The 25798-nt window shown below is 44.3% G+C and carries 28 protein-coding genes; 23 read left to right on the forward strand and 5 right to left on the reverse strand.

Going from position 1 to position 25798, the window contains the following annotated elements:
• Nucleotides 1–6 precede the first annotated feature (6 nt).
• The 8 genes from GJB59_RS09165 to GJB59_RS09200 all read left to right on the forward strand — a co-directional run bounded on the left by GJB59_RS09165 (nucleotide 7) and on the right by GJB59_RS09200 (nucleotide 8192).
• Nucleotides 7–1509 carry a sugar ABC transporter ATP-binding protein gene (locus GJB59_RS09165; RefSeq protein ID WP_142826960.1) on the forward strand — a complete coding sequence of 501 codons (1503 nt, stop codon included), beginning with the start codon at nucleotides 7–9 and terminating at the stop codon, nucleotides 1507–1509.
• Nucleotides 1490–2434 carry an ABC transporter permease subunit gene (locus GJB59_RS09170; protein ID WP_142826961.1) on the forward strand — a complete coding sequence of 315 codons (945 nt, stop codon included), beginning with the start codon at nucleotides 1490–1492 and terminating at the stop codon, nucleotides 2432–2434. Before GJB59_RS09165 ends, GJB59_RS09170 begins: the two co-directional genes overlap by 20 nt.
• Before the next feature lie 13 nt (nucleotides 2435–2447).
• Nucleotides 2448–3371: a ribose ABC transporter substrate-binding protein RbsB gene (rbsB, locus tag GJB59_RS09175; protein ID WP_142826962.1), complete on the forward strand. Its 924-nt coding sequence runs from the start codon at nucleotides 2448–2450 to the stop codon at nucleotides 3369–3371.
• Nucleotides 3372–3543: 172 nt separating this feature from the next.
• Nucleotides 3544–3813, forward strand: a complete 270-nt coding sequence (locus GJB59_RS09180; protein ID WP_142826963.1) for a hypothetical protein — start codon at nucleotides 3544–3546, stop codon at nucleotides 3811–3813.
• Between the two features lie 270 nt (nucleotides 3814–4083).
• Nucleotides 4084–5583, forward strand: a complete 1500-nt coding sequence (gene dacB, locus GJB59_RS09185) for a D-alanyl-D-alanine carboxypeptidase/D-alanyl-D-alanine endopeptidase (protein WP_142826964.1) — start codon at nucleotides 4084–4086, stop codon at nucleotides 5581–5583.
• A 140-nt stretch (nucleotides 5584–5723) separates the two neighbouring features.
• The gene (locus GJB59_RS09190; RefSeq protein ID WP_142826965.1) at nucleotides 5724–6446 is read left to right on the forward strand and encodes a gamma-glutamyl-gamma-aminobutyrate hydrolase family protein; all 723 of its coding nucleotides are present in this window, start codon (nucleotides 5724–5726) and stop codon (nucleotides 6444–6446) included.
• A complete protein-coding gene (locus GJB59_RS09195; RefSeq protein ID WP_142826966.1) occupies nucleotides 6447–7400 on the forward strand; it encodes a dipeptidase in 954 nt (317 codons plus the stop codon).
• Nucleotides 7401–7415: 15 nt separating this feature from the next.
• Complete coding sequence (locus tag GJB59_RS09200; RefSeq protein ID WP_142826967.1) at nucleotides 7416–8192, forward strand: class I SAM-dependent methyltransferase; 777 nt, start codon at nucleotides 7416–7418, stop codon at nucleotides 8190–8192.
• A 56-nt stretch (nucleotides 8193–8248) separates the two neighbouring features.
• Here GJB59_RS09200 and GJB59_RS09205 read toward each other — a convergent pair whose 3' ends face one another.
• The 3 genes from GJB59_RS09205 to GJB59_RS09215 form a co-directional block, all read right to left on the reverse strand.
• Nucleotides 8249–9154, reverse strand: a complete 906-nt coding sequence (locus tag GJB59_RS09205; RefSeq protein ID WP_142826968.1) for a YihY/virulence factor BrkB family protein — start codon at nucleotides 9152–9154, stop codon at nucleotides 8249–8251.
• Between the two features lie 149 nt (nucleotides 9155–9303).
• Nucleotides 9304–10611, reverse strand: a complete 1308-nt coding sequence (locus GJB59_RS09210) for a hemolysin family protein (RefSeq protein WP_236015539.1) — start codon at nucleotides 10609–10611, stop codon at nucleotides 9304–9306.
• An 87-nt stretch (nucleotides 10612–10698) separates the two neighbouring features.
• Nucleotides 10699–11328, reverse strand: a complete 630-nt coding sequence (locus GJB59_RS09215) for an HD domain-containing protein (RefSeq protein ID WP_142826969.1) — start codon at nucleotides 11326–11328, stop codon at nucleotides 10699–10701.
• A 128-nt stretch (nucleotides 11329–11456) separates the two neighbouring features.
• Here GJB59_RS09215 and GJB59_RS09220 point away from each other — a divergent pair, with 128 nt between their 5' ends.
• The 3 genes from GJB59_RS09220 to GJB59_RS09230 all read left to right on the forward strand — a co-directional run bounded on the left by GJB59_RS09220 (nucleotide 11457) and on the right by GJB59_RS09230 (nucleotide 14026).
• Nucleotides 11457–11933 (forward strand): metal-dependent hydrolase, encoded by a 477-nt coding sequence (locus GJB59_RS09220; RefSeq protein ID WP_142826970.1) that lies wholly within the window; start codon nucleotides 11457–11459, stop codon nucleotides 11931–11933.
• Between the two features lie 64 nt (nucleotides 11934–11997).
• The gene (locus GJB59_RS09225; RefSeq protein ID WP_142826971.1) at nucleotides 11998–12186 is read left to right on the forward strand and encodes a hypothetical protein; all 189 of its coding nucleotides are present in this window, start codon (nucleotides 11998–12000) and stop codon (nucleotides 12184–12186) included.
• Nucleotides 12187–12379: 193 nt separating this feature from the next.
• A complete protein-coding gene (locus GJB59_RS09230; RefSeq protein ID WP_142826972.1) occupies nucleotides 12380–14026 on the forward strand; it encodes an SLC13 family permease in 1647 nt (548 codons plus the stop codon).
• A 26-nt stretch (nucleotides 14027–14052) separates the two neighbouring features.
• Here the strand turns inward: GJB59_RS09230 and GJB59_RS09235 are convergent, their stop codons facing one another.
• Both GJB59_RS09235 and GJB59_RS09240 read right to left on the reverse strand, forming a co-directional pair.
• Nucleotides 14053–15252: an MFS transporter gene (locus GJB59_RS09235; protein ID WP_142826973.1), complete on the reverse strand. Its 1200-nt coding sequence runs from the start codon at nucleotides 15250–15252 to the stop codon at nucleotides 14053–14055.
• Nucleotides 15253–15474: 222 nt separating this feature from the next.
• On the reverse strand, nucleotides 15475–15906 hold the full coding sequence (locus GJB59_RS09240; RefSeq protein WP_142826974.1) for a hypothetical protein: 432 nt from the start codon (nucleotides 15904–15906) through the stop codon (nucleotides 15475–15477).
• Between the two features lie 318 nt (nucleotides 15907–16224).
• Here GJB59_RS09240 and GJB59_RS09245 point away from each other — a divergent pair, with 318 nt between their 5' ends.
• The 12 genes from GJB59_RS09245 to glsA all read left to right on the forward strand — a co-directional run bounded on the left by GJB59_RS09245 (nucleotide 16225) and on the right by glsA (nucleotide 25710).
• The gene (locus GJB59_RS09245) at nucleotides 16225–16902 is read left to right on the forward strand and encodes an SOS response-associated peptidase (protein ID WP_142826975.1); all 678 of its coding nucleotides are present in this window, start codon (nucleotides 16225–16227) and stop codon (nucleotides 16900–16902) included.
• 22 nt (nucleotides 16903–16924) lie between these two features.
• Nucleotides 16925–17773, forward strand: coding sequence for a patatin-like phospholipase family protein (locus tag GJB59_RS09250; protein ID WP_142826976.1), 849 nt, complete (start codon nucleotides 16925–16927; stop codon nucleotides 17771–17773).
• Nucleotides 17774–17854: 81 nt separating this feature from the next.
• Nucleotides 17855–18274 (forward strand): GNAT family N-acetyltransferase, encoded by a 420-nt coding sequence (locus tag GJB59_RS09255; RefSeq protein ID WP_142826977.1) that lies wholly within the window; start codon nucleotides 17855–17857, stop codon nucleotides 18272–18274.
• 54 nt (nucleotides 18275–18328) lie between these two features.
• Nucleotides 18329–18778: an Lrp/AsnC family transcriptional regulator gene (locus tag GJB59_RS09260; protein WP_142826978.1), complete on the forward strand. Its 450-nt coding sequence runs from the start codon at nucleotides 18329–18331 to the stop codon at nucleotides 18776–18778.
• Between the two features lie 434 nt (nucleotides 18779–19212).
• Nucleotides 19213–20817 (forward strand): gamma-glutamyltransferase family protein, encoded by a 1605-nt coding sequence (locus tag GJB59_RS09265; RefSeq protein ID WP_142826979.1) that lies wholly within the window; start codon nucleotides 19213–19215, stop codon nucleotides 20815–20817.
• Nucleotides 20811–21410 (forward strand): chromate transporter, encoded by a 600-nt coding sequence (locus GJB59_RS09270; RefSeq protein ID WP_236015543.1) that lies wholly within the window; start codon nucleotides 20811–20813, stop codon nucleotides 21408–21410. The genes GJB59_RS09265 and GJB59_RS09270 overlap by 7 nt, the downstream gene beginning before the upstream one ends.
• Nucleotides 21407–21940, forward strand: a complete 534-nt coding sequence (locus tag GJB59_RS09275) for a chromate transporter (RefSeq protein WP_142826980.1) — start codon at nucleotides 21407–21409, stop codon at nucleotides 21938–21940. Before GJB59_RS09270 ends, GJB59_RS09275 begins: the two co-directional genes overlap by 4 nt.
• 163 nt (nucleotides 21941–22103) lie before the next feature.
• Nucleotides 22104–22586, forward strand: a complete 483-nt coding sequence (locus tag GJB59_RS09280; RefSeq protein WP_142826981.1) for an RrF2 family transcriptional regulator — start codon at nucleotides 22104–22106, stop codon at nucleotides 22584–22586.
• A gap of 20 nt (nucleotides 22587–22606) precedes the next feature.
• Complete coding sequence (locus GJB59_RS09285) at nucleotides 22607–22831, forward strand: DUF896 domain-containing protein (RefSeq protein WP_142826982.1); 225 nt, start codon at nucleotides 22607–22609, stop codon at nucleotides 22829–22831.
• 28 nt (nucleotides 22832–22859) lie between these two features.
• Nucleotides 22860–23738, forward strand: a complete 879-nt coding sequence (hslO, locus tag GJB59_RS09290; protein WP_142826983.1) for an Hsp33 family molecular chaperone HslO — start codon at nucleotides 22860–22862, stop codon at nucleotides 23736–23738.
• A 234-nt stretch (nucleotides 23739–23972) separates the two neighbouring features.
• Entirely contained in the window at nucleotides 23973–24575 is a 603-nt protein-coding gene (locus tag GJB59_RS09295) for an alpha/beta hydrolase (RefSeq protein WP_142826984.1), read from the forward strand.
• A 163-nt stretch (nucleotides 24576–24738) separates the two neighbouring features.
• On the forward strand, nucleotides 24739–25710 hold the full coding sequence (gene glsA / locus GJB59_RS09300) for a glutaminase A (RefSeq protein ID WP_236015545.1): 972 nt from the start codon (nucleotides 24739–24741) through the stop codon (nucleotides 25708–25710).
• The last annotated feature ends 88 nt before the right edge of the window (nucleotides 25711–25798 follow it).

Genomic DNA, 25798 nt, shown 5'->3' on the forward strand with positions numbered 1-25798 from the left:
GATCTAATGATCAAAATGACCGATATCTCCAAATCTTTCAGCGGCAATAAAGTTTTAAAAAGCGTTCACTTTAATTTAGAAAAAGGTGAGATTCATGCCCTTATGGGTGAAAATGGTGCAGGGAAATCGACTTTGATGAAAGTCATGTCCGGAATCTATACTCGGGATTCAGGGACCATCGAAGTAAAAGGCCAAAAAGTCGATTTCACTTCTCCGAAGCAAGCAGAAGAAGCAGGCATTGCAGTCATTCATCAGGAACTGAATATCCTGCCTCACTTATCGATTGCCGACAACTTATTTCTCGGACGTGAAGAGACAATTGGGCGCACAGGGATACTGAAAACCAAGCAAATGGAAAAAAAGACACGCCAAATTCTATTGGATCTTGGACTGGATGTAAATCCTTCTGAACCGGCAAGCACCTTGTCAGTCGGAAAACAGCAAATCGTTGAAATTGCCAAAGCGATTTCGGTGGATGCGGAAGTGATTATCATGGATGAACCGACTGCGGCCTTAACGGACCGGGAAATTGACAGCTTGTTCAAGACCATACGCGAACTTCAGAAACGCGGTGTTTCCTTCATTTACATTTCTCACAGAATGGAAGAGATTTTCTCTTTATGCGATCGGATTACAATTTTGCGCGATGGCGAATTTGTGGGAGAGCGCAAAATCAGTGAAACTTCCTTTGATGAAATTGTTCAGATGATGGTTGGCCGTGAACTTGGAGATCGTTTCCCGGAACGGAAATCAACGATAGGCGAAATCAAACTGGCTGTTAAAGGATTAAACCGGAAAGATTGCTTCGAGGACATTTCTTTTGAGCTTCGAAGAGGCGAGGTACTGTCGATTGCAGGTCTAATGGGTGCTGGGCGGACAGAAGTGGCACAGTCTTTGTTCGGTTATAAGAAGTTGGATGGCGGCACGATTGAATTTGATGGCAAGCAAGTTAAAATCGATACTCCGAGAAAAGCCAAGGAAATGGGCATTGGCTATGTAACGGAAGATCGTAAATCAGAAGGGCTGGTTGTTGATTTTACGGTAGAAGAAAATGTCAGCATGACCAACTTCGCAGCCATTTCTAAAAATGGATTGATTTCCAAGGATAAAGAACGCAAGCTTTATGACAATATGGTCAAACGCCTTGGAATTCGGACATCTGGACCTGACCAAACAGCAAAATCTTTAAGCGGCGGCAATCAGCAAAAAGTGGTCATTGCGAAATGGCTGGGCATTGAACCGGAACTTTTGATATTGGATGAACCGACACGCGGAGTTGATGTCGGAGCGAAAAAAGAAATTTATTCGATCATCAATGAGCTGGCTGAACGCGGCGTTGCAATTCTGATGATATCTTCCGAACTGCCGGAAGTGATTGGCATGGCTGATCGTGTATTGGTGATGCATGAAGGGAAAATAACAGCTGAGTTGCCAAAAGAAGAAATGACACAGGAACGAATTATGCATTTTGCTACAGGAGGTGGAAAACTTGCAGTTGAAAAACAATAATCAATCATTGCTTCAAAAGATTGCCCCGTTTATCGGCTTGATCTTGATCATCGTGATTATTACTATTTTAAATCCAGGCTTTTTATCCGTATCCAATTTGATGAACGTACTCCGGCAGGTTTCCATCAACGCTTTGATTGCCTTCGGAATGACCTTTGTTATTTTGACAGGAGGCATTGATCTATCAGTCGGGGCAACGCTTGCGCTGACAGGAGCTGTAACAGCCGGAATGATGGCAAGCGGAATCGATCCTATTTTTGCGATGCTGCTGGGACTCTTGCTTGGAGCAATACTTGGAGCAATTAACGGGATCATCATTGCAAAAGGAAAAGTAGCCCCATTTATCGCAACATTGGCAACGATGACCATTTATCGAGGATTGACACTCGTCTACACGGATGGACGGCCAATTTCCGGATTGGGCGATAGCCTAACGTTCCAGATGCTCGGCAAAGGATATTTCCTCGGAATTCCAATTCCGGTAGTGACCATGATTGCCAGTTTCGGAATATTGTACTTCATTTTGAAAAAAACAACATTTGGTCGCCGGGTCTATGCGATAGGCGGCAATGAAGAAGCGTCGATCCTGTCGGGAATCAATGCAGACCGCATTAAGATTTATGTCTATTCGCTGCTTGGATTATTGGCGGCATTGGCATCCTTGATCTTAACGTCCCGTCTGAATTCCGCTCAGCCTACTGCAGGCGAGATGTTTGAACTTGATGCCATTGCGGCAGTTGTCCTGGGAGGCACGAGTCTTACTGGTGGCCGTGGGTGGATTGTTGGTACGTTAATCGGTGCTTTGATCATCGGTGTACTGAATAACGGTTTGAACTTAATCGGGGTTCCGTCCTTTTTCCAGCAAGTGGTGAAGGGTGCAGTCATATTATTAGCGGTTCTTCTGGACCGTAAAAAAACAACATAAGGGGTGCAGGAAAATGAAAAAAATGCAATTGGGGTTCATGGTATTGGCAATGACAAGTTTGGCAGCATGTTCGATGGAAGCTCCAGGATCAAGTTCTGAAGAGGAAAGCTCCAATGGCGGCGAAGCGGGCGGAGATTATACAATCGGTTTTTCAGTTTCGACATTGAACAATCCTTTCTTCGTTACGTTGAACGAAGGCGCCGAAGCGAAAGCTGAAGAGCTGGGTGCTGATTTAACGGTAGTGGATGCCCAGGATAACGCTTCAAAACAGGCAAGCGATATAGAAGATTTGATTCAGCAGGAAGTGGATTTGATCATGATCAATCCTGTAGATTCTGAAGCAGTGGCGGCTGCTGTAGAATCGGCCAATACTGCAAACATTCCGGTCATTACAGTAGACCGTAGTGCAGCAGGAGGCGAAGTGGTTTCCCATATCGCATCTGACAACATTGCAGGCGGTGAGATGGCAGGAGAACACTTGGTTTCAATCGTGGGTGAAGGTGCACAAGTTGCAGAGCTGGAAGGCGTTCCAGGATCTTCCGCTGCACGTGAACGTGGAGAAGGATTTAATACGATCGCTGCTGATAGCCTGGATGTTGTGGCTAAGCAAACTGCGAACTTTAACCGTGCAGAAGGGTTGTCTGTTATGGAAAATATTCTTCAAGCTAATCCTGACATTACGGGAGTCTTTGCCCATAACGATGAAATGGCCCTAGGAGCTCTTGAAGCAATCGAAGCTTCTGGAAAAGACATTGCAGTAGTTGGGTTCGATGCTACTGATGATGCTGTCCAAGCTGTAGAAGATGGCCGTCTTGGTGGAACAATTGCACAAAAACCTGAAATGATCGGTGAAATGGCTGTTGAAACAGCAGTTCAATCCCTTGATGGCGAAGAGGTTGAAGCATCGATTCCAGTAGAATTGGAATTGATCCAGTAAGAAATCAACAAAAAGATGTGCGCTATTCATAAACTAGACCGTAAATTACTTGAGTAATCGAGTAGTTTACGGTTTTTAAGCGTACACTGGGGAAGAATGAACCGGGCGGCTGCAGTAGAATATTTCTTTTTCTGTTATACTGTTGTCAAAAGCAGGAACAGGGGGCCAACATATGAAGGATGTATGGACAGTGAAGTATGGTGAACACACAATCCGAGTCGTCAATTCATGGACCAATGAAAAACTGTTTGTGGACGGAGTTTTGCAGGATGAACAAGTTGGATTGCATTTTTCTTCCCGTCTGTTTGGGAAAGTGAAAAATAAGACTGATGAATTCGAAGAAATCAAAGTGTCGATCGGATCTTGCTTCTGCTCAATGCAATGCCGGATTTTTGTAGGAGATAGCCTGATTTATACGACAGAACTGCAAACTGGTGGATAAATTCAAAATATGGAATATACAAAAACTCACTTGAATAATTAGTAAGCTCCTTGGAAACTTAAAGTTTCCAAGGAGCTTTTTTTATGAAAATTTATAGGTGCTTAGAGCTAACAAGAGAAAGTAAAAATTTTTTCTTTATATAAAAAATGGATAATATTCCTATAAGTATAAGAAAATTCTATGTGTAAAGTTCTAACTTTTAAATTAACTGAAAATTTAGCTTCGCATTATGATACATTCTTTAACATATCAAGGACAGGGGATGGATTAATGGCAAGAAGCAAATCTTTTAAATGGACCGCATTTCTCATACTGACAGGGCTATTGGCCATTTTACCGATGCAGTTCTCTAAACACGAAGCAACAGTAGGTGCAGATGATGAATACGCATCTTTGGTCAATGAAATAAACCAGATTCTCCAGGACGAACGGCTCGATGGAGCTTTAGCTGGTGTCAGCATACGAGAAGCAGATTCAGGGGAAAAAATATACGATCATATTGGAGCTACCCGATTGGTTCCGGCATCGAATATGAAACTCTTTACAGCTGCCGCAGCTTTTGAAACCTTAGGTGAAGATTATCGGTTCACCACAGAAGTACATACGGATGGAACAGTTAAAGGGAAAATGCTCCATGGCAATCTTTATTTGAAAGGAAAAGGAGATCCGACTTTGCTGCAGGAAGATTTCGAACAGTTTGCGCTGGCACTCAAAAGCCAGGGAATTAAAAAAATCAAAGGCGATCTGATCGGTGACGATACTTGGTATGACGATGTCCGTCTTTCAGAAGACATTACTTGGCAGGATGAAGTGTATTATTACGGTGCTCAGGTTTCCGCATTAACTGCATCGCCTAACGAAGATTACGATGCAGGATCCGTTATTGTCGAAGTAAACCCGGGTGATTTAGCCGGTGCAGAGCCCAAAGTATCGCTGACGCCGCAAACGGACTACGTAACGATTGTAAATCATGCGAAAACAGTAGCGGCAGAACAGCCAAAAACTGTTTCCATCAGCCGTGAACATGGAACAAACCAAATTGTGATTGAAGGAAATATACCTGTCGAAGGTTCACGTACCCGTGAATGGATCGCTGTTGACGAACCGTCGGGCTATGCACTCGATTTGTTTGAAAATGCTTTGATTGCCCAAGGAATTGAATGGGCTGGAAAGCATTCAGTGAAAATGGGTGAAACCCCTGCAGACAGTACGCTGCTGCTGGAGCATGAATCGATGACGCTGGCAGAGTTTTCGATTCCTTTTATGAAACTTAGCAATAATGGCCACGGGGAAGTACTGGCTAAGGAAATGGGACGGGCCGTTCAAGGAACAGGAAGCTGGGAAGCTGGTCTGGAAGTGATGGAGAATGTCGCTGGTGAGCTTGGCGTTAACACGGAGACGATCTTGCTGCGTGATGGTTCAGGAATGTCACATGTGAACTTGATTCCAGTGAACGAAGTATCTCAATTGCTGTTTGGTGCACAGAACAAATCCTGGTTTGACAGCTACTTGAATGCCCTCCCGGTAGCAGGGGCTCCAGAACGGTTTGTTGGAGGCACATTGCGGAATCGGATGAAAGAAACCGCGGCACAGCAAAACGTCAAAGCAAAAACAGGCACTTTGACTGCAGTATCAGCGTTGTCAGGCTACGCCACAACAAAAGATGGCAAGCCTCTGATTTTTTCTATTATCATAAACAATGATTTATCTACAGTTACGCCAATTGAAGATGCGATTGCCACGGCGATTGCAGAATGGGATGCGGAATAGCACCATGACTGTGGAAGGCTTTCGGGTTTTCCGTTTTTTTTTTTGAGATTCGGCTTTACTAATTAATGGTGCTGGTATTTCGTCAGAACTTTCTGTATGTTTACTATATACAATTTTTACAAACTGGAGGTTATACATAGATGAAACCAATTATTGGCCTTACGGCGTCTCTGGAATTGGGGCGTGACGAATACGGCATTCAACTAGCCGATACAGAAGCAATTTTGGCAGCGGGCGGTTTGCCGATCATGCTCCCGCATGTATTGGAAAGAGCAGACATTGATGAAATTGCTGAGCATATTGATGGACTGTTTTTAGCAGGCGGCTATGACATCGATCCAACTTTGTTTGATGAAGAGCCCCACCCGAATCTTGGCGTCATCATCCCGTCCCGCGATGCATTTGAATTGGCTCTGGCAAAAAAAGTGCTGGATTTAAACAAACCGATTCTTGGTGTGTGCCGCGGAGCGCAGATTTTGAATATTGCGGTCGGAGGCGATATGTATCAGGATATCACCGCACAAACAACAGGAGTATTGCTCCAGCATCAGCAAAGAGCACCGAAATTCCACGGTTCACATTTTGTTGACGCAACGGGAGGGTCGCTGCTGCACCGCCTAAGCGGACTGCGGCGCCTGAAAGTAAACAGCCGCCATCATCAGGCGAACCGGCATGTACCGGAGCCATTTATCGTCAGTGGAGTATCAAGTGATGGCATTGTGGAAGCTATTGAAAGCACGCAGCACCACTTTGCTTTAGGGGTTCAATGGCATCCTGAAAACATGGCGAAAGCAGGAGATGCGGCATCGATTGGAATATTTGCCGGATTTGTCGAGGCGTGCCGAGAAGAAGGGGATGACTAAATGAAAGTGTTTGATACACATTGTGATGCTTTGCTGAAGCTGCAAGTGGCGAAACGAAATGCGTTATTCAAAGGGGAATTATTGGACTACCGAAAGTCGAATGAGCTGGAAACCAATTTCGAACGGCTGCAGGCTGGAGGCGTAAAAGTGCAATTTTTTGCTATCTTTATTCATCCGGAATTTCCGTCTGATGAAAAATGGCAGCATGCACTGGAGCAAGCGGATTTATTCTACAGTGAAATTCTTGGGAAAAATCCGTTGATGAAGCATATTAAGAACTGGCAGGATATTGATTTATTAAAGCCTGATGAAATTGGAGCTGTTTTAACGTTAGAAGGAGCAGATGCTTTCGGCAATGACTTGGCAAAACTGCGCCACCTTTATCGTTTGGGTGTGTTGTCGATTGGGTTGACCTGGAACAACGCCAACCTCTGCGCTGATGGTGTCGGCGATCCTAGAGGTGCGGGTTTGACGGTGCTGGGGAAAGAAGTGGTTCGCTTAAATAACGAACATCATGTATTCACGGATGTTTCCCATCTGTCCGTCAACGGATTTTGGGATGTCATGGAACTTGCAAAATACCCGATTGCCAGCCACTCCAATGCGCGTGCGCTTTGCGACCACCCCCGCAATCTCAATGATCAGCAAATACAGGCGATGTTCTCAAACAAGGGAATGATCGACGTGGTGTTTTGTCCGCAATTTATCAATAAAGACAGTGAACAGGCGTCCATCACGGATTTGATCCGCCATATTGATCATTTTTGTTCGCTAGGCGGTATCCGTCAAGTCGGCATTGGATCGGACTTTGATGGAATATCCTCGCATATAGCAGGACTTGGAAATGCTTCCGAATTTCCGAACTTAATCAATGAGCTGCAGAAACATTATACGGAAGCGGAAGTGGAAGGGTTTGCGCATCGCAACTTCCTGGAACACCGTCCTGGAATATAAGTGAGGAGAGGAAGTATGGACAAGACACCAAAACAGAAAGTAAAAGAAGTATTCGGCAAAAATGCAGAAAAGTACGTAACCAGCGACAGCCATGCTAAAGGGGAAGATTTATCTCTGCTTGTTGAATGGCTCCAACCTGAAAACACATGGACGGTGCTGGACATTGCGACGGGCGGAGGGCATGTGACTAAAACACTGGCTCCTTATGCCAGAACGGTCTTTTCCACAGATCTGACAGAAGAGATGCTGGAGAATACAGCAAAGCATTTGCAAGGCAGTTTCGATAACATTCACTACGTGGTGGCCGATGCCGAAGCACTGCCTTTTTTGAAGGAAAGCTTTGAGGCCGCTGTGTGTCGAATCGCTCCTCATCATTTCCCCCATCCGGAAAGGTTTATCGCAGAAATGTCGCGTGTCTTAAAGCCGGGAGGCCGTTTTGTCCTGATCGATAATGTCGCTCCTGCTGATCCCGAACTGGCGCAATTTATGAATACGACGGAAAAACTTCGGGATGACAGCCATTCGAGATGCCTGTCAAAAGAGGATTGGAAAACGCTGCTGGAAGAGAACGGGATGGTGGAACGGAAGTCTGCGGATCGCCGGAAAACGTTCGACTACCCATCGTGGGTAGAACGCACAACCGAGAGTGACGAACAGATAGAAAGGGTTTCTTGGCATCTGCTTAATAGTGATAAAAAAACTGCTGACTATTTTTCGATAGAAGTTCAGGAGGGAAAAGTCCAAACCTTCACAATTGATGAATGGATGGCGTTATATGAAAAAGCTGATTGATTAATGCATAGAAGACTAAAAAGCCCCTCACCAATTTGGTGAAGGGGCTTGCGTGTTTAATAGTTGTTCATAGATGACTCTGTGTTTTTCGCTTCTTTTTGATTCGCTTCGCTTTGTGCAACAGGGTCAGAAGAAGCTCCTGCTTTCGCATTTCTTCTTCTGTGAAGAATGGCATTGATTTCAGCGCCAATCACGAGAATCAGGCCGGTCAAGAAGAACCAAAGCATTAAAACAATAAGTCCTCCAAGACTGCCATATGTAGCAGAATAGCTGCCGAAATTAGCAACGTAGATCGAGAAACCGAATGATACGACCTGCCATAAGACTGTTGCAATTACCGCACCGACAATAACTTCCTTGAACGGAAAGTGCTTATCGGGAGCAAATTTGTACATGAATGCCAAAACAATGCTCATGACTGCGATGGAAATGACCCAACGCAAGATTTGGAAAATGATTTCCGTTTGCTCAGGAAGATTCAAGGTTGTTTTGATCAAATCGATAATGGTACCGCCGAAAATCGGCAAGACGAGTGCGACGATCACAGCAACTAACATACCAAGTGTTAAAATAATAGCTGTTGCTTTCAATTTGATGAATGAACGAGTTTCTTCGACACCGTATGCTTGGTTAGTAGCATTGATAAAAGCTGTCAAGGCGTTGGAAGCCGACCAAAGCGTACCCAAAATACCAAATGTCAACAAACCGCCTGAAGGTGTAGTGACGACGCTGACGATCGTATCCTCAAATGTAGAAGCTACTTCTCCCGGAAGAATGGTGCCGATAAAATCTACGGCCCTTTGTGGATCAATCTGTAGATAAGGCAAGATAGCCAGCAGCAGGATCAATAAAGGGACGATAGCTAAAAGATAGTAATAAGCTTGTGCTGCAGCTAGGGTCGTTGCATTATCTTTTTTGAATTCACTGCCAAGTTCTTTGGCAAAACCCATAGCTTTACTCATATAAAAACCTCCATTTCAAAATTATTTACTCTTTATATGCCCCTTTATGCATAGAGTTAATCCTAAAATGGAAAACTAAAGTCTATTTGGAAAACAACAGTGGTTTGTTTTGAGCAAAAAAAGAGTGCCAAATATAAAGGCACTCTTTTTTACTGGGATTTTGGCAGCATATCACAAGCAACTTTTAGGATGTGATGATTTTCCATTTCAACAATGGACCATTGGCAGTCTTCCTTGACAACAAGGTCTCCAGTTTCGGCTTCAATCAGCTGGTGCTGGATCCAGCCGGCGATTGTATCTATATCTTCACTGTCCTCAAACTTAAAGCCGAAGCGTTCTTCCAGGTCTTTTAGGCGGACGCGTCCGCTTAAAAGATAGCGCGAGTCGCTTTCTTTAATAATTTCTTCGTCCTCATCTTCGTCAAATTCATCGCGGATTTCCCCGACGATTTCTTCCAAAATATCTTCCATCGTAATCAATCCTGAAGTGCCGCCATATTCATCAATGACCAAGGCGATATGCGTGCGTTCTTTTTGCATTTTCACCAAGGCATTTTGAAGCGGTGTCGTCTCATGGAAGTAAGGAAGGTCATGTATAAGTTCAGACATTTCAAATTGCCCGTTAACAGCATAATGCGTCAATACTTCTTTTGCATTGATAAAGCCGATCAGGTCGTCTTTATCGCCATCTCTCGCGATGGGATAGCGCGTAAAGCGGTGCTCACGGATTTCCTTCAAAAGTTCGCCATTCGACAAATCATCTGAAAAAGCGATCATCTGTGTGCGCGGAATCATGACGTCCTTGGCACTGCGCTCATCAAAGGCGAAAATATTTTGCATATATGACAACTCAATTTGGTTGATTTCCCCACTCTGAAAGCTTTGGGCCATGATGATCTTCAACTCTTCTTCTGAGTGCGCTTGTGTTTCTTTGGCTGGTTCTACACCAAAAATCCGCAAGAGGATGCGAGCTGCACCGTTCAAAATGAAAATGAACGGATACATGATTTTGCCAAACCAATAAAGGAATGGCGACAGCAACAGTGTCATCCGTTCAGCAAACTGAAGCGCCAATGATTTTGGTGCCATTTCCCCAATGACAACATGGAGGAACGTCACCAATGAAAAAGCCAGAACAAATGAAATGATGGTTGAAGCGGCAGAAGGAACATCGAGCATTTCAAACAAAGGATGCAAAAGCCGTTCAACAGTAGGCTCACCCAACCAGCCCAAACCAAGGGCGGTAATGGTAATCCCGAGCTGACACGCTGACAGGTAATAATCAAGGTCACTGGTGATCTTTTTGACCAACACAGCTTTTTTATTGCCTTCATCGATCAATTGGTCGATGCGCGACATCCGGACTTTAACGACGGCAAATTCCGAACCGACGAAAACAGCCGTTAACGCGATTAATGAGACGAGCAGAGCTAAATTCAATAAAAGTATGGGGTCCAATAAATTCCCTTAATTAAGGGATTCACCTCCGAAAGTATTGTTGGTGTTAAATTTACCATAATTTGACCGTGAAATATAGAGCAGAGCTTAGTGCTCGGCAATGATTTGGCGTGTAATTTCTTTTACATCGATGGCAGTATCTTCATTTATGACGTCATCAAGCATGACATTTTTAAAATATCCAACGCTTGCCGGCAATGGAAGATCCAGCAGTTTCGTTAAAGCTATCCGATACATGACAACAAATTCCTTATCGGTATTGCCCCGCTTTAACTCTGCGAATGCTTCATAAAACTGATCCAGCTTATCTGCCATCTCAAGCAGACGCCCTTCGATGGTCGCGTCTTTTCCTTCTTTCATGCGATTAAAAAAGACTTCGCGAAATTCTTCGGGGATTTCCCGAAGAATGAATTTCTCCATCATGCCTTCTTCTACTTTCGCTATCATTTCCTTTAATTCGGGTGAAGCGTATTTGACTGGCGTTTTGATGTCGCCGATAAATACTTCGGCAAAATCATGATTAATGGTTTTTTCATATAATGATTTCCAATCGATTTCACGGCCTTCACGTTCTTCAATGGTTGCAAAAAACATCGCGTACTGGCTAACTTTCCACGAGTGGGCTGCCACGTTGTGTTCTTCAAATTTAAACATGCCTGGTGCCCTGATAATTCGTTCCAAATCATTCAATGAAGTAAAAAAACGGTGAATGCCCATAACGACGCCTCCTATTAAGTAAGTTAAACTAATTATGCATTAAAAATCAAAATCGTTATCTTCAGCATACACGATATTTAGTATAATAAAAATGACATTAATAAAGCACCATAGAGGAGAAGAAAAGCATGACAGGCAAGACTCACATCATAGGCGGCGTAGCAGCAAGCCTTGCATTTGCACAAATCACAAATTATGAACCGGCTATTTTGCTGGGAGCTGGAGTTATTGGTTCACTGATTCCCGATATATGCCATGGCAGCAGCAAAATCGGCCGGGCTCTGCCAATTCTTTCAAAGCTGATTAATGGCCTTTTTGGTCACCGGACGTTCACCCATAGCTTGCTATTTTTGGTTATTATTGCGGTACTGCTGCATAACTTCATGCCGGTTGAAGCTGCTTCGGCGGGATTACTGGTGGGAATGGCAAGTCATATTGTATTGGATATGGCAACGAAAAGAGGCGTTAAACTGCTGTTTCCACTTAGGTGGAATGTTCGTTTTCCTTTGACCGCAACAACTGGAGGACCTTCAGAATACTTGGTTTTCGCACTCTTGTCGCTCTTTTCCGTTTATTTCGGATATGGAGTAATCTTTTCGCTTTAAGCGTTTTACTCTATGACAAAAGGGAAACGTAGGAGTAAACATTTAATATAGGAGGAATGATTTTATGTCTAAAAACGATTTTTCGAGGGATGCAAATCCGCAAAGCAGCCATAACCGGCGCCAGCGTGAAGAGTTTGAAAGCGTTGATCAGGAGTCAAGAGAAGACGGCAAAAAGATGGACAAAAAAGGCGCCCACAGCAATACGGGAGTCGGTGACGAACAGAACCAGATTGGCGAATCAGAAGAAAAGTAAGCGAATTGCGAAAGATATCATTTAAATAAGCCTGAAAAGGACTCGGAACTCTCAGTTCCGAGTCCTTTTTTATGATTAAATTGAATGAGAAATGCCTGGCCATACTGTTGGCTTGTTAATCTTTACATAAACCGGTACACTAATAAAGGTAATTATTGAAAAATTCGTTTTTTTAAGTTAATGGAGGGATAAGATGATTTCAGCAACATGGAACTGGATGTGGGAAAAGCACGATCAGGCGAAAGATACATTCCGTCTTTTTACTAACCCAGGGGCCGGCATACCCGATGATCGCGATCGGGCAGAAGATGCAGGATCTTACGATGAACGCAAGAAAAACCGCAGTTACAACACCCCTCAGTTAATTGGCCTGTTTCTTGGTCCGCTACTTTTTGTACTAACCTTACTGTTCTTTAATCCTGATGGACTGCCCCCTGAAGCGAAAGCTATATTGGCCAGCACAATCTGGATTGCAACTTGGTGGATTACGGAAGCGATTCCAATTCCGGCAACCTCACTCTTGCCGATTATTCTTTTTCCGATGACCGGCGGGCTTGATGTAAGCGCTACAACTTCGTCATATGGCAACGATACAATCTTCCTTTTTATGGGTGGTTTTATGATTGCTTTAACGATGGAAAAGTGGGATTTACATAAACGCATTGCTCTTACCATTATTTCTTTAATTGGGACCAATACCGAACGAATTATTCTTGGGTTCATGGTCGCTACTGGATTCCTATCGATGTGGATTTCCAACACGGCGACGGCGATGATGATGGTTCCAATCGGTTTGGCTATCATCTATCAAGTATCAGATGCACTGAAGGACGATTCTTCGATTGATACTTCAAAAGAGAATTTCGGTTTTGGTAAAGCTTTAATGCTCGGTATTGCCTATTCCGCTTCACTTGGCGGGATCGCAACCTTAATCGGAACTCCGCCAAACACGTTATTGGCAGGAGCTGTCAATGAAATTTACGGAATTGAAATTACTTTCGCACAGTGGATGATGTTTGGTGTGCCATTGGCTTGGATTTTTATTTTAGTAGCGTGGGTCTATTTGGTAAAAGTCGCCTATCCGCAAAAATTGAAACATTTGCCTGGTGGCAGCGAAGTGATACGCCAGCAAAAAACAGATTTAGGCGCATCTTCATATGAAGAAAAAGCTGTCTTTGTCGTTTTTGTAGCTGTAGCATTAGCCTGGATCAGCCGTTCATTCGTTTTAGATGCTTTTGCGCCGAACTTGGAAGTGACCGATGCAATGGTTGGTTTAATCGCCGCTATGGTCCTATTTATCATTCCTTCCAAAAGCAAAAAAGGTGATCACTTGCTGGACTGGGCGACTGCCGTTAAGTTGCCTTGGGGAATCCTGCTGCTGTTTGGCGGCGGACTGGCCATCGCAGCCGGTTTTACAAATTCCGGCCTTTCTGAATGGATCGGCAATCAATTGATTGGATTACAGGGCGTTAATGTCCTTATCGTCGTTCTTGTAGTAGCTGCGCTTGTACTGTTCTTGACTGAAATCACGTCGAATACTGCAACTGCTTCAATGATGTTTCCAATCATGGCGTCCCTTGCGGTAGCTCTTAGCATCCATCCGTACGCGCTATTAGTCACTGCTGCAGTAGCGGCATCATGTGCATTCATGCTGCCGGTTGCTACACCTCCGAATGCTGTAGTCTTCGGATCAGGTTATTTAAGAATTGCAGATATGGCTAAAGCAGGATTGGCACTAAATATATTCGGTATTTTCTTTGTCGGACTTGCAGTGTACTACTTCCTGCCGCTTGTCTGGGGAATTGACTTGCTGTCGATACCACCTGAATTTCTTGAGTAAAATGTAAGCATCAGCAAAAAGCAGGCTCACCTTCCGGTGGAGCCTGCTTTTTTTCTGTATAGAGTGACTGCCAGTATATAAAGAAGCGGTAAAATGGCGGTGAAAAGTACCAAACCTGTCCAGCCAACAGAAGTCCATAAAGGACTGAGCAACGAACTGCCCGCTGCCACGCCGATATAATACGATACCAAATACAAACTGGAAGCACTGCCTTTATGGTGGGCTGCCTGCTGGCCGACTGAGGCGGCAGTCAGAGAATGGGAAGTGAAAAAGCCAAGGCAAGTTACGCAAAGGCCCACAACAATCATCCAAAGATACGGACTGAGTGTCATGAAAATTCCAGCCGACAAGATAAACACTCCTGCCAGGCGGACATTGCGCAAACCGAATTTTTCTGCTGCACGGCCAGCCAAAGGAGAACCAATGACACCAATACCATAGGCGAAAAACAAATATGAGATTGCCTGCAGCGACATGGAGTATGGCGGTGCTTCCAAATAGAAAGGCAAGTAAGTCCACAGGCCGGTAAAGGAAATTTGCAAAACTATACCAAGCCCGAAGACGACGAGAAGTGCCGGATTTTTCAAGTGAATCAGGAATCCCTCGATGTCTTTTGCAAAGCTAAGTTGGCTGGAATTGAAGTTTCGTGATGGCGGCAGCAGATAGACAACAGCGGCGAACAAAAGAAGTCCCGTCACAGCGAATGCATAAAAGGAAATTTGCCAGGAAAAATGATCTGTCAGATATCCGGTTAAAAAGCGTCCAAGCATGCCGCCCAATGCATTGCTGGAAATATAAAGAGCGGTAGCATATGCGATATTCTTTCTGTCAACTTCCTCGCTGATATAGGCAAGGGCAGCAGCGGGAACGCCTGCCAAGGCAAAGCCTTGGATAAAACGGAGAATCAGCAGCATGGTAAAAGAGTCGGTCAGCGGAATGATGAAAAAAGGGATTGCTGAACCGAGCAAAGAATAGATGATATAGGACTTTCTGCCATTTCGATCTGAAAAAAAGCCAAGAACGATCAAGCCCAGTATTAAACCGATGATAGTCAGTGACAACGACAGGCTGGCTGTAGAAACAGAAACCTGAAATTCGTCCACAAAAACTGGCAGCAGGGGCTGAACGGCATACATGTTTGCAAAAATAAACAAAGAGGCAAATAAGAGGCTTAGGATGATTTTCCAAAACTCGCGGTCTTTTACGGTATAACGCTGAGATTCCATAAGTCACGTCCAATCAATAATCACTTTCATCTCTAACTGGCAGCATGTCTTAAGCAGAGCCGGCCAATGGAAAAGTTCATGTTGTCTTCATTTTAACATTAGAATCGGAGAATCTACATGGACAAAGCAAAGATAAACATTCGGGAACTTCCGCCGGCCCATCCTCGTTAAATGTTATGACAGCATAAAAAAACCCGCGTGCGCACAGGCAGCGGGAAGGGCTTATATTTTTTTGAAGAAAGAAGCGATTTGTTTTTTTGTAGGTTCCTGCAAACGGTAGCGCAGTTCCTTGTTTTGAGTATTGACGATATGATATGCCGGATTTTCAGCAACTGTGAATTTCCAATGCGGTTTTGTGTTTTTCTTTTTGATTTGAAGTTCAGGAAGCATCATTTTTGTCGTGAAGCTTTCAAGTTTTGCCATTAAAAAGGTATCCATGTACCGTACGAGCAAGAAGCCTTGTTGACGTTCGGGATCGAACTTTGCCAAATTAAATTCACTGACATCAAATCCTTTTTCATATCGCTGAACAGACGGGGATAATACAAAACAATCTTCATTCATAAAGATAGTTGAGTTTCCTTGTTGTTTCAGCCCTAATTCTTCAACCAGAAAATCCTTGTTGACGAGACTCATTTCGCGTGCAGTAGCCATGTGATTCCTCCTAATATAACTCGTTGTTCTTCTATTATAACACTATTTAGCCATTTAAGGGACCTTAACGAATTTCCCATAGATTTTGAGTCTTAACGAGTGTAAAGGCTTAGGGCTATGGATTTAAAGGAATAAAGACATCTGCCGAAAATTGCTGGCACTGCGATACGGAAGGTCTGGTGAAATGTCCTTCGCAAGTCTTTTGGGAAGTAGCGAATTGTCTGAATCATTTCGAATGTGAAGACAATAATTCGTAAATAATTAGAATTATCTGTTATATTTATGGGGAGCAAGCCATTATTTAAAGGAGTGATTAGTGTGTGTGGAAGATATTCATTATTCACAGATTACCCGGTCTTAATCGAGCGATTTCATATTGAGGAAACAGCACTAAACAACGATGAGTATTCAGCGAACTATAATGTTGCGCCTTCCCAGCAGGTTGTGGCGGTTGTAAATGATGGAGATAAAAATCGTCTCGGCAAGCTCCGTTGGGGACTGATTCCTCCTTGGGCAAAAGACGCCAAAATCGGCTATAAGATGATTAATGCCCGGTCCGAAACAGCAGCAGAAAAACCAAGCTTCCGGAATGCTTTTAAAAAGAAACGCTGTTTAGTAGTGGCGGATTCTTTTTACGAATGGCAGCGCAAAGACGGTGAAAAGATTCCGATGCGCATCAAGATGAAGACCGGGGAACCTTTTGCTTTTGCGGCGCTTTGGGAGTCGTGGCAGTCACCGGAAGGCAAAACTATTAATAGCTGCTCTATCCTAACGACTGGACCGAACGCCTTAATGGAATCGATCCATGATCGGATGCCGGTTATCCTGACAAAAGAAGGAGAAAAAATCTGGCTGGATCCCCGTGTAGAAGATATTGAAACACTGAAAGATTTGCTGAAGCCCTATAAAGCAGAAGATATGGAAGCCTACCAGGTGTCTGAAGAAGTCAATTCGCCAAAAAACAATAAGCCGGAGCTGATTGATAAAGTAGGTTAGCCCAGCTATAGGGGGAATTTACATGAAGAGCGGTTTGGTATTGGAAGGCGGCGGAATGCGTGGGGTTTATACCGGGGGTGTTCTTGAAAAGCTTTTGGAAGAAGAGATATTTGTGGACTATGTAATAGGTGTTTCAGCAGGAGCCTGTAACGCCTCTTCTTATATTTCCAGGCAGAATGGCCGCAACCGGGAAGTGACAATCGGCTATGTCAATCACCCGGAGTACATCTCAGTAAAAAACTTGCTTGTAAGACGTGAACTTTTCGGGATGGATTTGATCTTTGATAAAATTCCGAACAGTTTGGTTCCGTTTGATTATGGCCGTTTTAATGATGCAACAGAAGAATTTGTAGTGGGTGCAACTGATTGTCTTACCGGTAGTGCGGTTTATTTTGAGAAGCCAAATCGACCCGAAGACGTGCTGGCGATAGTTAGAGCATCAAGTTCCCTCCCACTGATGTCGAGGCCCGTGGAATTCAACGGTAAGCTATTGATGGATGGCAGCATTGCAGACCCACTGCCAATCCGGAAAGCGTTGTCTGACGGAGTGACTAAACCGATAATTGTTTTGACCAGAGAAAAGGGCTACCGAAAAAAGAAGAGTCGGTTTGCTAAAATCATGCCGGCATTTGTCCGCCAATACCCTGCAATTGCAAAGACGATGGAGAGCCGTCATCTGTATTACAATCAAACAATGGAATTTATTGAACAATTGGAAAGCGAGGGCTTGGCTTTAGTGATACGACCGATGAACCTGTACAAAATTCGAGGCGTGGAACGGGATCCGGTAAAGCTAGAAAACTTATATAATCAGGGCTATCAGGATGCCGCCGCCATATTCGATGAACTGCTCTATTTCCTAAAAGAATAATTTTGTGAACTTCCGGAATCGCATCGTGGTAAAGTTAGAGTGAGGTGATGGATTATTATTTTCAAACTAGATCATCGGAACATGCAAATTGCCAAAGAAATTCAGCAAATTCAGCAGGCCGCTTACCGGATAGAGGCCGAACTGATAAGATTTGATGGAATTCCGCAGCTTTATGAAACTCTTGCCGAAATTCAGAAGAGCACTGAAATATTTTTAGGTTACAGCGAAGGACAACTACAGGGAATCTTATCGTACCAAGTCAAAGGTGGAACCGTTGAGATCCATCGTCTTGTGGTAAGTCCTAATCATTTCCGAAAAGGCGTTGGCAAAAAACTGATGGAATATTTGCTTGAGAAGTTTAAAGAATATGACTTCACTGTCAGTACCGGCACTGCAAATATCCCGGCCATTACCCTTTACAAAGCATTCGGTTTTCAGGAGCAGCGCTTAATTGAAGTGGCTCCCGGCATCCATTGTACGCAATTTTACTTAAGCAATTAAAGCTGTTCATAAAGCAAAAAGATGAACTTTAAAATAAAAGCATGAGGTGTATTCATGAAATTAGATCATATCGACCGCAAGATATTAGACTTATTAACTACAAATGGAAGAATTTCGTATGTGGACATCGGCAAAGAACTAAATTTGTCGCGAGTGGCTATTCGGGAAAGAGTTCACCAATTAACAGAAGCTGGTGTCATAGAAAGCTTTACAGTTGTAATCAACAGCGAAAAAGTCGGCAAGAAAGTTTCTGGCTTTTTTGAAGTCGACTGCGAACCGGCTTCCTTGGTTGAAGTGGCTCAAACCTTGGCGGATAACCCCAGTGTGGCTAGCTGTTACCAGATGACAGGCCCATCCACCCTTCACATGCATGTATTGGTTGATGATTTTGCCGGTCTTGAAAAGTTTATCAACGAAGAGCTCTATGCTCTAGACGGGATCACAAGAGTCGAAAGCCATATTCTTCTGCGGCGATTCAAGAGCCGTACTGGGATGAAACTATAAAATGGAGCTGTCTCATACCTACAAAATATAAAACCGGCAAAGAAAAGCAACCCTTTTCTTTGCCGGTTTTTAAACGAGCTGACGGTAATGGAAGCAGCGACTCCTGAGGCAGCAGCGTAGCGGCATCTTAAGAAATCCAATCGGGCGTTCAGCCCGAGTTAGTTCGGCGCAAGCCTGTGGAAAGCGTCCGCTGGAATGGACGTCAGCCCTTTTTAAGATAGCCCCATTTTATTTATAGGGACAAAACAATCTTTTTTTGTAGGAATATTCTGTATTTTTTTGTTTCCATGTAGAAATATGTAAACGAATACTTTATAATCGAAAGTATTCGTCCTTTACTATAGTAAAAGAAATATAGAATAATGATTAACAATTGTTCTTAAATAAGAATTATTTTTATACAAAAGGTTAGTTAAAAGAAAGGGAGGATTACTATGGACTACTTACACAATCCATTTGCATCACAGCGCCACACAGTTTTTTCGAAAAAAGGAATGGTGGCAACTTCTCAGCCATTGGCGGCACAAGCGGGCATTGAAATCATGCAAAGTGGAGGAAATGCCATTGATGCAGCCATCGCAACCGCTGCGGCATTAACAGTTGTCGAGCCAACTTCAAATGGCATTGGCGGAGATGCTTTCGCTTTGGTCTGGGTAAAAGACAAATTGCACGGTTTGAACAGCTCGGGTCCTGCACCAAAAAGCATCTCTCCAGAAGCAGTTAAAGCGCTGGGCTTTGAAAAAATGCCGACATTCGGCTTAGTGCCAGTGACAGTACCGGGAGTGCCTGCTGCATGGGCTGAGTTGTCGAAGAAGTTCGGAAAGTTGACGCTGGCTGAGGCACTGAAGCCAGCCATTCGCTATGCTGAAGAAGGGTACCCGCTAACGCCTATTCTCGGGAAATATTGGAAAGGCGCATATGCTAAATACAAAACCACATTTACCGGCGAAGAATATCAAGGATGGTTTGATACTTTCGCTCCCAATGGCCGAGCGCCTGAAGTAGGGGAAATGTGGTCATCTCCGGGCCATGCCGCTACGTTGAAAGAAATCGGACAAACCGATGGACGCTCTTTTTATGAAGGGGCGATTGCAGATAAAATCGATGCCTTTATGAAAACACATAATGGATTCCTATCCAAAGAAGATTTGGCGGCGTTTAAGCCGGAATGGGTTGAACCTGTATCAGCAAAATACCGCGGCTATGAAGTATGGGAAATTCCGCCAAATGGACAGGGCATGGTTGCCCTGATGGCATTGAATATTTTCAAAGAGCTGGGTCAGCCAAAATGGCAGTCTGCCGATACCTATCATGAACAGATTGAATCGATGAAATTGGCGTTTACAGATGGCAAGGCGTTTATTACGGAGCCTGAAAACATGCCTATCAGTACAGAGCATCTGCTATCTGAAGAATATGCCGCATCTCGCGCTAAAGCAGTAGGAGAAACCGCTTCCGATCCGGAGCCGTATGAATTGCCTAAAGGCGGGACGGTTTACCTGTCTGCAGCAGATGAAGAAGGCAATATGATTTCCTATATCCAAAGCAATTACATGGGCTTTGGTTCAGGAATCGTTATTCCGGAAACCGGCATTAGCTTGCAAAATCGTGGAGCTGATTTCTCTCTGGATCCTGAGCACCCCAACGTACTTAAAGGCGGAAAACGAACATTCCATACCATCATCCCAGGATTCCTGACAAAAGACGGAAAAGCTGTAGGGCCATTTGGTGTAATGGGTGGATATATGCAGCCCCAAGGCCATTTTCAAGTTGTGACTAACACCATCGATTATTTAATGAATCCGCAAGCTGCACTCGATGCACCAAGATGGCAGTGGATCGAAGGAAAGACCGTTCTTGTAGAACCAAATTTCCCGAATTACCTGGCACAGGCTTTAGCCCGAAAAGGCCATCACATTCAAGTGGCGACAGATGGCGGTAGTTTTGGACGGGGACAAATCATTTGGAGAAATCCTGAGACGGGCGTTTTGGCTGGAGGCACCGAGTCACGTACAGACGGCGCGGTAGCTGCTTGGTAAGCGCTAGAAAAGCGGAGAAAAAGAGGAGGGGTCATTCCCGCCTGAAAACGAACAAAGATCTTTTTCTCGCTTTTTTCCGTGTCGGCCTTCTTGGGTTCGGTGGCGGACCTGCTGCCATTCCGCTTTTTCATCGTGAAGCCGTGACCAATTATAAATGGATGACAGAAGACGAGTTTGGCGACACCCTGGCTTTGGGGAATACGATGCCGGGGCCAATTGCCACAAAAATGGCCGGCTATATTGGCTATCGCGTCAATGGGATGGTGGGATGCTTGATTGCGCTGGCTGCTTCGGTTATCCCGACAGTAGTTATGATGATTGTCCTTTTGGGAGTTTTACAAAAGTACAAAGATTTGGAATGGGTCAACAGCATGTCAGCTGCAGTAGTGCCAGTCGTTGGCGTTATGCTGGCGGTTATGACATGGGACTTCTTTCAAAAGTCAGGCAAGTCTTTGGGAATCGGTCGCGCGATTCTATTTACAGCCATCGCCATCGTCCTTTTGGAACTATTGAATATTCATCCGGCGATTGTCATATTAGGCGTTTTGATTCTCTCCTTAACTACCTTTAAGAAAGGGGTCGGGTCGAAATGATTTACTGGTCCATCTTTTTGGCATTTTTTATCCCCGGTATTTTGGGTTATGGAGGGGGTCCTGCTTCGATTCCTTTGGTGGAAAAAGAAGTGGTGGACCGTTATGGCTGGATGACAACTCAGGAGTTTGGTGAAGTTCTGGCTCTCGGAAATGCACTGCCAGGGCCGATTGCCACAAAAATGGCAGGTTATATCGGCTATATGGAAGGCGGCATATTGGGATCGATAGTTGCTTTGTTCGCTTCGGTAGCACCGTCTCTCATTTTGATGGTTCTTTTAATGGTAACCCTTTTAAAATACAAGGATTCGCCGAAAGTCAAAAACATCACCAAGCTTGTCAGGCCGGTCATCGCCGTATTGCTGGGCGCAATGACGCTGCAATTTTTCATGACCTCAGTAGATACTTCAGGTACCGTGCAAACAGTGATCCTGATTATCGTCAGCTATTGGCTGTTGGAGATCAGGAAAATTCATCCGGCTTTCGTTATTTTATTGGCGCTTGCTTACGGTGCGATTTCCGGAATCGTCTAGCTTTTGCAGGATTTAGATAATATGAAGAAGAAAAGATCATCCAATTTGGATGGTCTTTTTGTATGCGGAGGGGGTTGAGCATAATTATTTACTTTTAATTCGAGATAGTTTATTGTGGATAACAAGGATAAAATATATCCGTAATTGAAAGAGGGTGATTTGGGTGCATATGAAACCAGGTGTAGAACAATCCGTGTATGCCATTCTGCTGTTGAACATGCTGCCGGACAAAACAGTGCTTCCGGGAGAAGCCATTAGCCAGCAGCTCGGCACTTCTCCGACATATTTTCAGAAGCTCTTGAGAAAGCTCGTCAGTGCAGGCCTGATCACATCTGTACCAGGTGTTAAAGGTGGATTTAAGCTCAATAAAAAACCACAAGACATCAGTGTTTTTGATATATATGTAGCAATCGAGGGCCAGCAATCGCTTTATTCATCCAGTGGAGTATTGGGAGACTTGTTGGAATTGGAAGAGCCTGAGCGGTGCTGTCTGCTGACGGATTTGATGCTGGAGGCGGAGAATGCCTGGCGTTCCCGGATGGAACAAGAAACGATTGCTTTGCTTTCCGAGAGAATGAAGGAAGAGCAATTTCAGGAAAAAACAAAAAAACTAACCGAATGGCTGTCTCAAAAGCTGGTCGGATAAAGTGGAAAAGAGGGAAAACAATGATCGGAATTTTACCGCGCATCAACCAATTGGCAAAAAAAGCACGTGAAGAAGGGCTGACAAATGCTGAAAAAGTAGAGCGTCAAGTATTGCGCGAAGACTATTTGCGGTCAATCCGTGGACAAGTAGAATCGACTGTTACCAGCATGAAGGTCATTGATCCGCTTGGTGATGACGTCACTCCAGATAAAGTACGATTGAAAAAACAAGCGGCCCACTCATAGGAAGCCCAAAATAGAGAGGAAGAAGACGATGAACGATTATTTAGTAAAAGCCTTAGCCTATGATGGGCAAGTTCGTGCCTACGCTGCACGTACAACTGAAACGGTAGGGGAAGCTCAGCGACGCCATTACACATGGCCGACGGCGTCAGCTGCACTCGGCCGTTCCATGACAGCGAGTGTTATGCTTGGTGCCATGATGAAAGGTGAAGAAAAATTGACCATCCGCATCAATGGGGGAGGCCCAATCGGCACCATCTTGGTGGATGCAAACGCAAAAGGTGAAGTTCGCGGATACGTGACAAACCCATTAACCCATTTTGATTTGAATGAGCAAGGCAAACTTGATGTCAGAAAAGCTGTGGGTACGGAAGGGACATTATCGGTATCGAAAGACATCGGATTGCTTCAGCCATTCGTAGGACAGGTTCCTATCGTATCCGGAGAACTGGGAGACGACTTTACCCATTACATTGTGACATCGGAACAAATTCCTTCCTCAGTAGGCGTTGGGGTCATCGTCAATCCCGATAACACCATCCAGGCTTCTGGTGGATTCATTATTCAATTGCTGCCTGGAACTGAAGAAAAAGTCATTGCGGAAATTGAGGAACGCTTGAAAGTCATTCCGACCATTTCCAATATGGTCCGCGCGGGCTTGACGCCGGAAGATATCCTGAACGAAGTACTGGGAGTCGGCAATGTAAATGTACTCGATGAAATGCCAGTTCAATTTCAATGCCAATGTTCCAGAGACCGGATTTCCAGGGCGATTCAAAGCCTTGGAACTGCTGAAATTGAGGACATGATCGTCACCGATGGCAAAGCAGAAGCACAATGCCATTTCTGCAATGAAAATTACTTGTTCTCAAAAGAAAATTTAGAAGATATGCTGAATCCACAAGGATAATGCCAGGGAAAGATCCATGCACATTTGTGCCATGGATCTTTTTTATTGGAAGAATAAAAAAATCTATGGTATTATTATCTTGAATTCGAGATAAGTTTCTTTTTGTGGAAATTGGGAACGGTAAAAAAACTAAACAAAAAAAGAATCTACTAATCTGCTCTGCTAAGTAGGGCAGGTTGAGCAAGTTATCTTTTAAAACGGATTAACTTAAACTACAACTGGAGGTATTTAACAATGAAACATATTTTTCAGCAAGGCACAAATCCTGCAAAACCAACATTCCTAATGCTCCACGGAACAGGCGGAAATGAAACCGACCTATTGGCAATCGCTGCACATATTGACCCGGAGGCATCTGTCTTGAGCGTTCGCGGGAATGTATCAGAAAATGGCATGCCACGCTTTTTCAAACGCTTATCCGAAGGCGTATTCGACATGGAAGATTTAAAACTCCGCACCGAAGAGCTGCATGAATTTATTGGACAGGCTGCTGCAGAGCATGGTTTTGACCGCAAAAATGTCATTGCGGTCGGCTACTCAAATGGCGCCAACATTGCGGCCAACCTATTGTTCACCTATTCGGATTCATTAAAAGGAGCAAGCCTGCACCATCCAATGGTGCCAAACCGTGAAGCAAATCTGCCTGATTTAACTGGCATTCCCGTATTTATTGCAGCAGGAACGAACGACCCAATCTGTCCGGCGGAAGAATCGACAGATCTTGAAAAACTGTTGAAAGCAGCTGGAGCAGAAGTCGATCTGCATTGGGAAGATTTCGGCCATCAGCTGACGATGCCGGAAGTGGAAGCTGCGAAAGCATGGTACGACAAACGATAAACTTAGCCTTCCCTGAACAACAGGGAAGGCTTTTTCTTGCCTTGTACAAAAGGCGAATTTACAAAGAGTGTTTTCCATTTGAATTTCCTTTTATAAAAGGCGACGCTTTTTTGACAAAGGCAGCATATGTCATTCATGATGAGAAGAAAGAACTTGAGGAGGAATGCCAGTGCAAAACAATCCGCGCATTCAGGAACAGCTAAAAGCATGGGTAAAAGACAACAAAGGCCATGCCATATTGGGAACGACCGCGCAATACATACCGGCACTCGGAAAAGAAGATCCGAGCCAGTTGGGGATCTGCATGGTCGACGATGAAGGAAATTATTATTGTGCAGGAGATACCACAAAGGAGTTCACGCTGCAGAGCATTTCAAAAGCACTGACATTTATCGCATTGAGCCGACATTACGGCTTGGACTTTGTGTTGGAAAGAGTGGACGTGGAACCGACCGGAGAAGCTTTTAATTCAATTATTCCGTTTGAAATCCATCGGCCGAACAAGCCGTTCAACCCTTTTATCAATGCGGGGGCGATTACCATCTCGGCTTTATTGCCGGGACAGACGAGCCAGAAAAAATATGAATTCCTGCTGCAATTTCTGGAAGAGCTGGTGGGCCATCCGCTTGAGCTTGATAAGGAAGTGTACGATTCGGAATGGCAATCATCTCACCGAAACCGGGCACTCGCTTACTATTTGAAAGAAGCGAAGTTCCTGGATATTGAAGTGGAAGAAGCGCTGGATATCTACATTCGTCAATGCTCGATCAAAGTCAGCACGAAAGATTTGGCATTGATTGGTTTGATCATTGCATATGACGGATTCAACCCTATTACAAAGGTCAAGCATTTTTCCGAAGAAATTGCCCAGGTTGCGAAAGTGTTGATGGTTACATGCGGCATGTACAATTCTTCAGGGAACTTTGCCGCACATGTTGGCATTCCGGCAAAAAGCGGTGTGTCAGGCGGCATTATGGCCGCAGTTCCACCAAAGCTCCATTCGCAAACTTACGAGTTCCGGGCGGGCGCAGGCATTGGTGTTTATGGACCTGCCATTGACGTGCAAGGAAACAGCGCAGCAGGCACGATGATGCTGCGGCAAATTTCGAAAGAATGGGATTTAAGCATCTTTTAATACTATCTCCGAAGGCTTTCACTGGCCTCCGGGGATTTTTTTATGAAAAAGGCTTGTTCAGATGTGTTTTATAAAACAAGACAGGGGA

The sequence above is a fragment of the Planococcus soli genome, assembly GCF_016881065.1.
GTDB lineage: Bacteria > Bacillota > Bacilli > Bacillales_A > Planococcaceae > Planococcus > Planococcus soli.